Annotated in this window: 11 protein-coding genes; 9 read left to right on the top strand and 2 right to left on the bottom strand. The window is 68.6% G+C overall.

Translation table 11 applies throughout. The features are described from left to right. Nucleotides 1-127 precede the first annotated feature (127 nt). Nucleotides 128-2,653 carry an ATP-dependent Clp protease ATP-binding subunit gene (locus AB0O71_RS14535; protein WP_363746441.1) on the bottom strand — a complete coding sequence of 842 codons (2,526 nt, stop codon included), beginning with the start codon at nucleotides 2,651-2,653 and terminating at the stop codon, nucleotides 128-130. A gap of 180 nt (nucleotides 2,654-2,833) precedes the next feature. Between AB0O71_RS14535 and AB0O71_RS14530 the strand changes: the two genes are divergently transcribed. The 9 genes from AB0O71_RS14530 (at nucleotide 2,834) to AB0O71_RS14490 (ending at nucleotide 10,858) form a co-directional block, all read left to right on the top strand. Beyond that, nucleotides 2,834-3,505 carry a hypothetical protein gene (locus AB0O71_RS14530; protein ID WP_363746439.1) on the top strand — a complete coding sequence of 224 codons (672 nt, stop codon included), beginning with the start codon at nucleotides 2,834-2,836 and terminating at the stop codon, nucleotides 3,503-3,505. Further along, nucleotides 3,502-3,732, top strand: a complete 231-nt coding sequence (locus tag AB0O71_RS14525) for a helix-turn-helix transcriptional regulator (protein WP_363746437.1) — start codon at nucleotides 3,502-3,504, stop codon at nucleotides 3,730-3,732. Before AB0O71_RS14530 ends, AB0O71_RS14525 begins: the two co-directional genes overlap by 4 nt. Nucleotides 3,733-3,832: 100 nt before the next feature. Continuing rightward, nucleotides 3,833-4,675: a MurR/RpiR family transcriptional regulator gene (locus AB0O71_RS14520; RefSeq protein WP_363746435.1), complete on the top strand. Its 843-nt coding sequence runs from the start codon at nucleotides 3,833-3,835 to the stop codon at nucleotides 4,673-4,675. A gap of 154 nt (nucleotides 4,676-4,829) precedes the next feature. Continuing rightward, nucleotides 4,830-5,534, top strand: coding sequence for a tyrosine-protein phosphatase (locus AB0O71_RS14515; RefSeq protein WP_363746433.1), 705 nt, complete (start codon nucleotides 4,830-4,832; stop codon nucleotides 5,532-5,534). Next, on the top strand, nucleotides 5,531-6,346 hold the full coding sequence (locus AB0O71_RS14510) for a metallophosphoesterase (RefSeq protein ID WP_363746431.1): 816 nt from the start codon (nucleotides 5,531-5,533) through the stop codon (nucleotides 6,344-6,346). Before AB0O71_RS14515 ends, AB0O71_RS14510 begins: the two co-directional genes overlap by 4 nt. Further along, a complete protein-coding gene (locus AB0O71_RS14505) occupies nucleotides 6,336-7,364 on the top strand; it encodes an ABC transporter substrate-binding protein (protein WP_363746429.1) in 1,029 nt (342 codons plus the stop codon). The genes AB0O71_RS14510 and AB0O71_RS14505 overlap by 11 nt, the downstream gene beginning before the upstream one ends. Then, complete coding sequence (locus AB0O71_RS14500; RefSeq protein WP_363746427.1) at nucleotides 7,348-9,066, top strand: iron ABC transporter permease; 1,719 nt, start codon at nucleotides 7,348-7,350, stop codon at nucleotides 9,064-9,066. Before AB0O71_RS14505 ends, AB0O71_RS14500 begins: the two co-directional genes overlap by 17 nt. A gap of 8 nt (nucleotides 9,067-9,074) precedes the next feature. After that, a complete protein-coding gene (locus tag AB0O71_RS14495) occupies nucleotides 9,075-10,217 on the top strand; it encodes an ABC transporter ATP-binding protein (protein ID WP_363746425.1) in 1,143 nt (380 codons plus the stop codon). Then, nucleotides 10,214-10,858 carry a histidine phosphatase family protein gene (locus AB0O71_RS14490; protein WP_363746423.1) on the top strand — a complete coding sequence of 215 codons (645 nt, stop codon included), beginning with the start codon at nucleotides 10,214-10,216 and terminating at the stop codon, nucleotides 10,856-10,858. Before AB0O71_RS14495 ends, AB0O71_RS14490 begins: the two co-directional genes overlap by 4 nt. Nucleotides 10,859-10,997: 139 nt before the next feature. Here the strand turns inward: AB0O71_RS14490 and AB0O71_RS14485 are convergent, their stop codons facing one another. Next, complete coding sequence (locus AB0O71_RS14485; RefSeq protein ID WP_363746421.1) at nucleotides 10,998-11,354, bottom strand: YbjQ family protein; 357 nt, start codon at nucleotides 11,352-11,354, stop codon at nucleotides 10,998-11,000. Nucleotides 11,355-11,397: the final 43 nt, after the last annotated feature.

Raw genomic sequence — 11,397 nt, 5'->3', positions numbered from 1 at the left:
AACCGCGCCTTTAACGACGCAGATTCCTCCGAAAACGACACGGTGGTCGCAACCTCCCGAAACTCGGGGTGTTGCGACCACCGTTAGAACCCGCCTGAGCAGCGGGCCCCTTCGATGCCGTGATGCGTTATTCCGCGTTACCGGGCGTGGCGGCAGTCGATGCGACCGCCGCAGCGGCCGAAGCCGATGCTGCGCTCGGGTCGCGATCCGCTCGCGGCTCCGTCGCGAACGTGAACTCGCCATCGACGAAGTCGACCTTCACCAGATCGCCGGCCAGCAGCTCGGCGCTCAGGATGCGCTCGGACAGGCGATCCTCGATCTCCCGCTGCATCGCGCGGCGCAACGGACGCGCACCGAGCGTCGGGTCGTAGCCCACCTCGGAGAGGCGCTCGCGCGCCGGTGCCGAGATCTCGATGTGCATGTCGCGATCGAGCAGGCGATCCTTCAGCTGCTTGACGAAGAGATCGACGATCTGCAGCAGCTCCGGCTTGGTCAGCTGCGGGAACACGATCGTGTCGTCGACACGGTTCAAGAACTCGGGCTTGAAGTGCTTCTTGAGCTCCTCGTTCACCTTGCCCTTCATCATGTCGTACCCGACCGACGAGTCGCCCTCGAGCTGGAAGCCCACCGGGCCGCCCGCGATGGCGGTCGAACCGAGGTTCGTCGTCATGATGATCACGGTGTTCTTGAAGTCGATGACGCGGCCCTGGCCGTCGGTGAGGCGACCTTCCTCGAGAATCTGCAACAGCGAGTTGAAGATGTCGGGGTGCGCCTTCTCGATCTCGTCGAAGAGCACGACGGAGAACGGCTTGCGGCGCACCTTCTCGGTGAGCTGACCGCCCTCCTCGAACCCGACGAACCCGGGAGGGGCGCCGAAGAGACGGGAAACGGTGTGCTTCTCGCCGTACTCCGACATGTCGAGCGAGATCAGTGCGTCCTCGTCATCGAATAGGAACTCGGCGAGCGCTTTCGCAAGCTCGGTCTTGCCGACGCCCGTGGGGCCGGCGAAGATGAACGAGCCCGACGGGCGCTTCGGGTCCTTGAGGCCTGCGCGCTGACGACGGATGGTCTTCGCGAGTGCCGAGATGGCCTCGTTCTGGCCGATGACGCGCTGGTGCAGCGCCTCCTCCATGAAGCGGAGCCGCGAGGTCTCCTCTTCGGTGAGCTTGAAGACCGGGATGCCGGTCGCCTGCGCGAGCACCTCGGCGATCAGGCCTTCGTCGACCTCGGCCTGGGTCGCCACGTCGCCCGCACGCCACTGCTTCTCGAGGCGCAGCCGCTCGGCGATCAGCTTCTTCTCCTCGTCGCGCTTGTTCGCGGCGGCTTCGAAGTCCTGACCCTCGATCGCCTGCTCCTTCTCGGCGCGCACAACGGCGATCTTCTCGTCGAACTCGCGCAGTTCGGGCGGGCTCGAGAGGATCGACAGGCGCAGACGCGCGCCGGCCTCGTCGATCAGGTCGATGGCCTTGTCGGGCAGGAAGCGATCCTGCACGTAGCGATCGGCAAGATTCACCGCGGCGACGATGGCGCCGTCGGTGATCGAGACCTTGTGGTGCGCCTCGTAGCGGTCGCGCAGACCCTTCAAGATGTTGATCGAGTGCGGCAGAGAGGGCTCCGCGACCTGGATCGACTGGAAACGGCGCTCGAGCGCTGCATCCTTCTCGAAGTGCTTGCGGTACTCGTCGAGCGTGGTGGCGCCGATGGTCTGCAGCTCACCACGCGCAAGCATGGGCTTCAGAATGTTGGCGGCATCGATCGCGCCCTCTGCCGCACCGGCACCCACGAGCGTGTGGATCTCATCGATGAAGATGATGATGTCGCCGCGGTTGCGAATCTCCTTGGTGACCTTCTTCAGGCGCTCCTCGAAGTCGCCGCGGTACCGGCTGCCCGCGATCATGGAGCCGAGGTCGAGCACGTAGACCTGCTTGTCCTTCAGCGTCTCGGGCACCTCGCCCTTGATGATCGCCTGCGCGAGGCCCTCGACGACGGCAGTCTTGCCGACGCCGGGCTCGCCGATCAGCACGGGGTTGTTCTTGGAGCGGCGCGAGAGGATCTGCATGACCCGCTCGACTTCCTTCTCACGGCCGATCACGGGGTCGAGCTTGCCCTCGCGCGCCGCGTGGGTGAGGTTGCGGCCGAACTGGTCGAGCACCTGCGAGCCCTTCGACTCGCCACCGGTCTCGGGAGCGCCCACGGTCGCGCTCTCCTTGCCCGCCTGGTACCCCGAGAGCAGCTGGATCACGGTCTGGCGCACGCGGTTGAGGTCGGCGCCGAGCTTCACGAGCACCTGCGCGGCGACGCCTTCGCCCTCACGGATGAGACCGAGCAGAATGTGCTCCGTGCCGATGTAGTTGTGGCCCAGCTGCAGCGCTTCGCGCAGGCTCAACTCGAGCACCTTCTTGGCGCGCGGCGTGAACGGGATGTGCCCCGCCGGCGGCTGCTGCCCGGTGCCGATAATGTCGGTGACCTGCGCACGCACTGCGTCGAGCGAGATCTCGAGCTGCTCGAGCGCCTTCGCTGCAACGCCCTCGCCCTCGTGGATCAGGCCCAGCAGAATGTGCTCAGTACCGATGTAATTGTGGTTGAGCATCTTCGCCTCTTCCTGGGCGAGCACCACAACCCGGCGAGCACGATCAGTGAATCTCTCGAACATCTCCTACCTCCTTGCGACGCCTGTAGCACGGGAAAGGCGCCGCCGATGGAAACAGGCTACGTGGTGATCCCGGATCGCGGGGCCTTGTTCGCCGCAGGCGTGACGGGCGGTTGACTGCCAGCGCCCACAGCCGGTACCTTATCGATTACCGATAATAACGATGATCGATAAGGAGTCGTCATGTCCTCGCCCCAGCGCTCGCAGCAGCCTCCCGCTCCGCGAGAGTTCAGCTCGCGGCGCATCCGTGCCGATGCATGCGCCGTCCTCACCTTGGGCGTCGTCGCAGCCGTCGCGGTCGTCGCCCTGGCAATCGCCGAGTTCACGAAGCGCTTCGTTCCCGGAGGTATCGCCTGGAGCCTTCCGATCCACTCGCAGGAGATCACCGCGGAAGGCCTCACCGACTACGGTTCTGACGGGCCGATCGCAATGGAGCCGATCACCGGGATCGCGAGCCGGATCGACGTCATCGTTTCAGGCGTGAATCCGATTTCAACCGTGAGCCTCGCTCTCTCCATCGCGCTCGCATCCATCGCGGCGCTCGTGGTCATCGCGTGCACGGCACGCTTGACATGGAGCTTCCTGCGCGGCGAGTTCTTCACCCGCACGACGAGCCGCACCCTTCGTGCGGCGATGTGGAGCGGCGGCGGCGGGGCGCTCGGCGCGTTCATCTTCTGGCACTTCGCCTCGAACGGGGTCTCGGCCGCCCTGCATGTGCGAGCTGCCGACACCGGAGCAGTGGCGTGGTGGGGCTGGTACTGGATCATTCTCTTCGCGTTCACGGCGTCCGGCCTCGTGGACATCGCGCTCCGACGCGCCGTGCGCCTCGAGCGCGAGACCGAGGGGCTCGTATGACTCCCGCCGACCCCGAGGAGGGGCACGCGATCCACTGCCGGCTCGACGAGCTGCTCGCAGCACGGGGCCTCACCCTTACGCAGTTGAGCGAGATGGTGGGTGTGAGCCTCGTGAACCTCTCCGTACTCAAGAACGATCGGGCGCGCGCGATACGCTTCTCGACGCTCACCGCGATCTGCCGTGCGCTCGACTGCGAGGTCGGCGAGCTCCTCGTCATCGCGGGCTGATGCGCGCAGTCCACCGCAGCGTCACCTCGCGTTCACCGGCGCCGCCTACCGTGAACGCATGCCGCCGACTCCGCCTTTCTCAGCAACTCCCCCGCCAGCGATGCCCCCTTCAGCGGCACCCTCGTCAGCACTCGCGCTCATTCGCGCGTTCGCTGCAACCCTCGGACAGAGCGAGGGCGCTGTCGCCCGCGTGATCCTCGACCGCCCGGCCGATGTGCCGCAGTGGTCGACGCAGGAACTCGCCACTGCGGCGGGCACGTCGACCGCCACCGTGATCCGCGCCTGTCAGCGGCTCGGATTCCGCGGATTCCAGCACCTGCGTCTCGAGCTCGCGCGCGAACTGCCCGCACCGAGTTCCGACGAGCATGCGCCGGGTGACTCCATTGACCGAATGTTCGAGAGCGCGCGCGCAGCACTCCGCGTCGGGCAGCGCTCGATCGACCGCACGGCCCTCACGGACGCCGCTGCGCTACTCGCACGCGCGTCGCGCGTGGTGTGCGCCGCGAACGGATTCTCCGCACCGCCGCTGCAAGACGCCGCCATGCGGCTGACCACGGTGGGCCGGCCAGTGGAGGCCCCGCTCGACATTCTTGCGCAGCAGTTCGCCGCGCACAGCCTGAACGAGGGCGACGTGTGTCTCGCGCTCAGCCACTCGGGGGCGAACGCGCACACGCTCGCCACGGTGCGGGCCGCGCGCAAGCGTGGTGCGCGCATCATCACACTGTGCAGTTATGAACGAGCGCCGCTCGTCGAGCTCTCCGACGTCGCGCTCTCCACGGGCGCCGTGGGCACCCATCACGCGGTCGACCCGTTCTTCAGTCGACTCGGTCACTCCGTGCTGCTTCAGACGCTCATCGCCGAAGTCGCGGGCTTGCGTTCCACTGCCGATGCCTTCGACATGCGCGAGGTCGTCGCCGACGCGCTCGCCGATTCACACCCGTAAACCACTGCTGATCTGGGGATTGCGCAGTTTTTCCCAGCTCGACAGGCGCACGCCTCCGCCCGTTCACCGGCGCGACACCTGACCCCGAGATGCTGCTCATGTAACCGCATTTCACGCCCGATGTAATGGGCGACAACGGCAGGAGATCGCAGCAGTGCACGTCATACCGCTCGAGGGCAGCTACAACGCACGCGGCATCGGCCATCGTCGCAGGCCCTGGCTCGTACGCTCAGCCGGGCTCGATGCTCTGACCCCCGGCGGCGAGCGCGCACTCCGCGACGCAGGCGTCGACCTCATCATCGATCTGCGCGAGGTATCGGAGCACGCACCGCGCAGCCACGCGATGCCGGTGCGCTCGGTCCCGCTGTACGGCGAGGCCCCACCGAGCGCGGGAACACTCGAAGACGTCTACGCCCGGCTCGTGCGCGAACGCGGTGGACGTGTGACAGCCGCCGTGATCGCCATCGCCGAGCACCCGGGCACTGCCGTCGTGCACTGCACCGCCGGCAAAGACCGCACCGGCCTCGTCGTCGCCCTGGCACGCCTCGCAGCCGGCGACGCGCGGGCCGAGGTCGTCGCCGACTACGCGAGCTCGGGCGCTACGGTGCGGCCCGCTCGTGAAACCATCGCAGCCAATCATCTCGCTGGGCTCGCGTTGTCGGCAGCCGCGCGCGCTGCCGCTGAGCGTCTGCATCTCGACAGCCCCGCGGAAGCACTCGAATCAGCCCTCGATATCGTGGAGGAGCTGGGAGGCGTCGAGCACTACCTGCGCTCGCACGGCGCCACGGCCGAGCACCTCGCCGCACTCGCCGACCGAGCGGATGCGCACGCCGTCGTCGCTACGGGGTCGGTCGCATGAGCCGCGACACGGGCAGGTTCACGGTGCTCCACGTGAGCGACCTGCACGCCACCGAGAGCGGCCTGCTCTACGACGCCGTCGACGGGGTCGGGCGGCTCGAGCGCGTCGCCGACTACGCGCTTGCGACGGGCATCACGCCGGAGGCCGTCGTCGTCACCGGCGACCTCATCGAACGCGGCAATCCTGGAGCGTACCGCGCCATCGCGGCGGCATGCGAGCGCCTGCAGGATCGCCTGGCCGCACCAGTGCTCACCGTTCTCGGCAATCATGACGATGCAATCGCGGCACGAATGCTGCCCGGGCACACCGGTGGGCACACGGCCTCGCACTTCGTCGATGGCTTCCGCGTGGTGCGCCTCGACTCGCGCACCGGCAGCATCGACGCCGATCAACTCGGCTGGCTCGCGCGGGAGCTCACCGAACCGGCGGAGCGCGGCACCATCATCGCGCTGCACCATGCACCGCTCGGATCGCCGCTGCCGACGCTCAGGCGCCAGGGCCTCCGCAACGCCGAGGCGCTGCTCGACGTGCTCGACGGCATGGACGTCCGAGCGATCCTCGCCGGCCATTTTCACCACGGCCTCTCAGCGTCGGTGCGCGGCATTCCCGTCTTCGTCGGCCCGTCGCTCGCCTATCACCAGGTGATGAACGCCGGACCCGATGCGGTTGCCGGGCACGACTCCCCCATGTTCTCGCTCGTGCAGTTCACGGGTGAGGGCGTGAGTGCCTCGGCCATCGCGCTGCACTCCCCCGAACCTCTCTTCACCCAACCCATCATCCGCTCTGCACAGAAAGCGACTCATGTCTCGTAACCGTTCCACCGGCGTCATCGCCGCATTCGCCCTGTCGGCCCTCGCACTCACCGGCTGCGCCGCATCTGCAGACGCCAGCGACTCCGGAGACGCCAGCGCCGCCGACGCCTCGACGATCACCCTGTACACCTCTGAGCCGCAGGAGAAGATCGATGCGATCGTCGCCGCGTTCTCCGAGCAGCACCCCGAGATCACCGTCGACGTCTTCCGCGCCGGCACCGGAGATCTGACCGCGCGCATCGCCGCAGAGGAGAAGTCGGGCGACATCGGCGCCGACCTGCTGCTGGCCGCCGACGCAGGCACATTCGAGGACTACGCGGAGCGCGACCTGCTGCTCGAATACGAATCCCCCGAAGCAGCGGCGATCAACCAGGACCTCGTCGATCCCGAGCACTTCTACGTCGGCACGCGCGTGCTGCCGACAGTCATCGCGATCAACTCGAACGCGATCACCGACGCACCGACCTCATGGCAGGATCTCACCGACGTCGAGTACGCCGGCAAGATCGCGATGCCGAACCCCGACGTGTCGGGTGCGGCTGCGTACAACGCCGCCGTGTGGCTCGACAACGACGCTCTGGGCATGACCTGGCTCAAGGGGCTCGCCGCGAACCAGCCGTTGATCGCCGAGAGCAACGGACCGGTCTCGCAGGCGGTCGCCGACGGCAGCAGCCCCGTCGGCATCGTGGTCGACTCGCTCGTGCGCGATCTCGCCGCGGCCGGTTCGCCCATCGAGGCCGTGTACCCCGAGGAGGGTGTGCCGTTCGTGTCGCAGCCGGTCGGTATCTTCGCCGATACCGCCGAGCCCGAGGCGTCGCAGCTCTTCGTCGACTTCCTCATCAGCCAGGAGGGCCAGGCGATTGCCGCTTCGCAGTCGTACCTGCCGATCCGCGACGACGTCGAGAGCCCGGAGGGCGCACCCGCGACCGCCGACATCACGCTGCTGAACCCCGACCTCGAGACGATTCGCGCATCGCAGGCCGAGGCCGTCGAGACCTTCAATGGCCTCTTCCAGTAATACGCTCACGCGGCTGCCCGCGGGCTCGACCGGTTCTGGTCGGGCCCGCGGCACCGGCCGCACACCCGGAGAGACCTCCATGAAGCGCGCCGGTCTGCGCCTCGACGGCCTCGGCGCCGTGCGCGTCGCCCTGTGGTGCGCCGTGGCCGCCCTCATCCTCGTGCCGATCGCGTCGATTCTCGCGCTCGCCGCGACCGGTGGCGGGTGGTCGGCGCTCGGCGATCCCGACGTGCTCGGAGCCGCCGGCAACTCTCTCGTCTCCGCCGCCGTCTCCGGCGTGCTGGCCGTCGTCGTCGGCAGCGCGCTCGCCGTACTGCTCGAACGCACCGACGTGCCCGGCCGGCGTGCACTGCGGCTGCTCGCGCTCAGCCCGATGCTCATGCCACCGTTCGTCGGGGCGATCGCCTGGCTCAGCCTGCTCGGCCCGTCGGCGGCCGTGAACACGTTCTGGATGGAGCGCTTCGGTGCACCGCTCTGGAACCTGTACGGCGGCGACGGCGTGATCTTCTTGCTGACACTGCACAGTTACCCGATCGCGATGATGATCGTGACGGCGTCGCTGCGACGCATCCCCGCCGACCTCGAGCAGGCGGCACGCATCGCCGGATCTTCGGCGCCGCGCGCGCTCTGGGAGGTCACCACCCCGCTCCTGCGCCCCGCCATGCTCTCGTCCTTCACGCTCATCGCCGTGTCGAACCTCGCCGACTTCGGTATCCCGTCGATCATCGGACTCCCCGAGCGCTACATCACCCTCTCGACCCTCGTCTACCGCTACCTGCAATCGGGCACCGTCGACGACCCCCTCGCGGTGGTCTCGGCGATCGGGTTCGTGCTGCTCGCGATCGCCCTGCTCGGCGTGGTCGTCGATCTGCTGCGCGCGCGCACCCGGGTCGAACTCGACGCCCAGGCCGGAGCGCCCGCGCTGCTCCCACTCGGACGCGCCCGCGTGCCGGTCGGGGCGCTCACAGCTGTCGCAGTGCTCGCGGTCACCGTGCTGCCGCTCATCACGCTCGCCATTCAGTCCCTTCTGCCGGCGCCCGGTGTGCCGCTGAGCCTCGAGACGATCACTCTCGCGAGCTTCGAGCGCGCACTGTCGGCCTCGGGAACGCTCACCGGCATCGGCAATTCGCTGATGCTGGCGACGCTCGCCGCCCTCATCTGCGGGGTGCTCGGGCTCGGGATCGGCACGTTCGTCACCCGCACACGCGCTCGGAGCAACCCGGTGCTGCTCGGGCTCTCGCTGCTGCCGCAGGCGATCCCTGGGCTCGTCATCGCCGTCGCATGGCTCGTGATCGCGCCGAAGATCGGGCTGTACAACACTCCCTGGCTCATTCTCTGCGCTTACCTCACGTCGTTCCTCGCCCTGGTCGTGCAGTCGGTGCACGCACCGCTCTCCGCCACGCCGACCACTGCCGAGGAGGCGGCGCGCATCTCGGGCGCTTCGCGGCTGCGAGCGCTGTGGGACATTTCGTGCCGCATGGCCGTGCCCGCGGCGATCTCCGGGGCGATCCTCGTCGGCCTGACCGCCGTGCGCGAGCTCACGCTTTCCGTGCTCCTGCTCTCCCCCGGTTCGCAGACGCTCGGCGTCGTCATCTTCAACCTGCAGCAGGCCGGCGCCTACAACGCGTCGTCGGCGCTCTCCCTGATCGTCGCACTCGTCGGCCTTGCCGGCCTCGGCCTCACCGCCCGCACTCCACGTTAGGAATCACCGTGTCCTCCGTCGCACTCGAATCCGTCAGTCTCGCCTACCCTGGTGGCCACCTCGGCCTCGCCGACGTCGATCTCAGCATCGGCGATGGCGAGTTCGTGGCGCTCGTCGGCCCCTCGGGATCCGGCAAGACCACGCTGCTGCGCACCGTCGCGGGGTTCATCGCTCCGACCGCGGGCACCGTGCGCATCGGCGACGCCGTCGTCGCGTCACCCGGTCAGAGCGTCGAGCCGGAGCGGCGGGGTCTCGGCATGGTGTTTCAGCAGCACGCCGTCTGGCCGCACTGGAACGTCGGGCGCAATATCGAGTACCCGCTGCGTCGCGCAGGCGTGGCGCGCGGAGAACGCCGCCGCCGGGTCGCCGAGGCGCTCGATCTCGTCGGGCTGCCCGGCTCCGAGCGGCGCAATCCCGCCCTGCTCTCCGGCGGTCAGCGGCAGCGCGTGGCGATCGCGCGCGCCATCGTGGCCCGGCCCCGCGTACTGCTCCTCGATGAAGCGCTCTCCGCCCTCGACGAGCCGCTGCGCGATCGTCTGCGGCTCGAGCTCCGTTCACTCACGCGAGAGCTGGGGCTAACCGTGCTGCACGTCACCCACGATCGCAGCGAAGCACTGGCCCTCGCCGACCGAGTCGTCGTGGTCGATGGGGGTCGCGTGCAGCAGGTGGGCGCCCCCGCCGAGGTGCTGGCGCATCCGGCATCGGCGTTCGTCGCGGGGTTCGTCTCCGATGCCGCGATTCTCCAGGGATTCGTGGACGCCGCCGGCTTCCGCGCCGAAGGCCACCCACTGGCGCTCGCGGCCGAACGACTCGACGGCACGAGCCGCACGTCTCGCGGTGCGGTTGAGCTCGCCGTGCAGCCGGAGCACGTGCGCGCGATCCCGGATCCCGCCGGCTCCGCCACCGTCACATCGTCGCTCTTCGGCCGGGGCGGAGACGACCTGGTGCTCGACTGGAACGGGCTCGCGATCCGATCACGTGCGCACGGCGTGCGTTGCGCGGCGGGCACGCGGGTCCGCGTGGAGATCGAGCGCGCCACCGTCTTCGGGGGCGCCGCCGCCGAAGAGCGCGATCCGGGCGTCTCCTCGCACGCGGGGGTTTCGACTCCCCCAGCAGGCGTCCGGCGCCGACCGGTTAGCGTGGGTGCATGAGCATCCCTGACACCAGCGCAGCGCCCATCGTCATCGTGCGACACGGGGAGACCGATTGGAACATCGGCAGGCGCATTCAGGGTCGCACCGACATTCCGCTGAACGAGCGCGGGCGCAGTCAGGCGGGTGAGATCGCGGAGTTGCTGCACGGCGAGGGGCCCTGGAGCCGCGTCATCACGTCGCCGCTGGCGCGCGCTGCCGAGACCGCGCGCATCATCTCCGAACGGCTTGAACTCCCAGCCGCCGAGGTCGTACCCGACGTCATCGAGCGCGACTTCGGACCGGCTGAAGGGCTGCTCGTCGCTGAGGCGAACACGCGGTGGCCCGGGCTCGATGTGCCCGACGCCGAATCGCCGACGGCGCTCGCCGAACGCGGGGCGTCCGCGTTCGCGCGGATCCTGCGCGACGCCCCCGGTTCGATCGTGGTCGCCCACGGGGCGCTCATCCGCGCCGCGCTCACGGCGCTCAGCGGAGCGGAAGCCCCGCGCATCCGCAACGGCGAGGCGTGGTTGATCGCACCTGCGGCCCACGACCCCGCGTTCGCGCTCCACGGAGACACGCTCACGGCCCATGAGTCGACCGATGCTCGGCCCATCGCGATCCGCCGCCTCGGCACCCCGGCGGAGCAGCACGAGTTCTGACGCCGGCCCCGCTGCCCGGAGGCGCCGAATTCGAGGGGTTCTCGCGAGACCGCGCGATTCACCGCCGATCTCGCCCTCGTGCTGGGCGAGAAGCTTCGTGTTGGGCGAAATTCGGCGGAGTCTGGCTGGGCTTCCCTGCCTACTGAGCCGGGTTCTGCGGCGTCGCCGGCGCCTGCGGAGCGAGCGGTTCGATGACGACGGCCGTACCGTAGGCGCAGAACTCGGTGAAGCTGCCGATCGCGCCCGAATCGAATCGCATCGCGACGACCGCATTGCCCCCGCGCGACTGGGCCTCCGCCCACATGCGATTCATCACTTCCCAGCGCGACTCATAAATGACCTTGGTGTATTCGGGCATCTCTCCGCCGCCCAGTGCACGGAACCCGGCGGTGAAGTTCTGCCCGAAATTCGCCGACCGAACGGTGAGCCCCATCACCTCCCCGAGCACCTGGGTGATCCGGTATCCCGGTACGTCATTCGTCGTGACTGCGAACATAGGCTGGTTCCCTTCACTCGATGCCCCGCTCTCTCCTGCGGCG

The organism is Leucobacter sp. NPDC077196 (assembly GCF_040687075.1).
In the GTDB taxonomy this organism is placed as follows: Bacteria; Actinomycetota; Actinomycetes; order Actinomycetales; family Microbacteriaceae; genus Leucobacter.
This window is presented reverse-complemented; position numbering and strand designations above follow the sequence as displayed.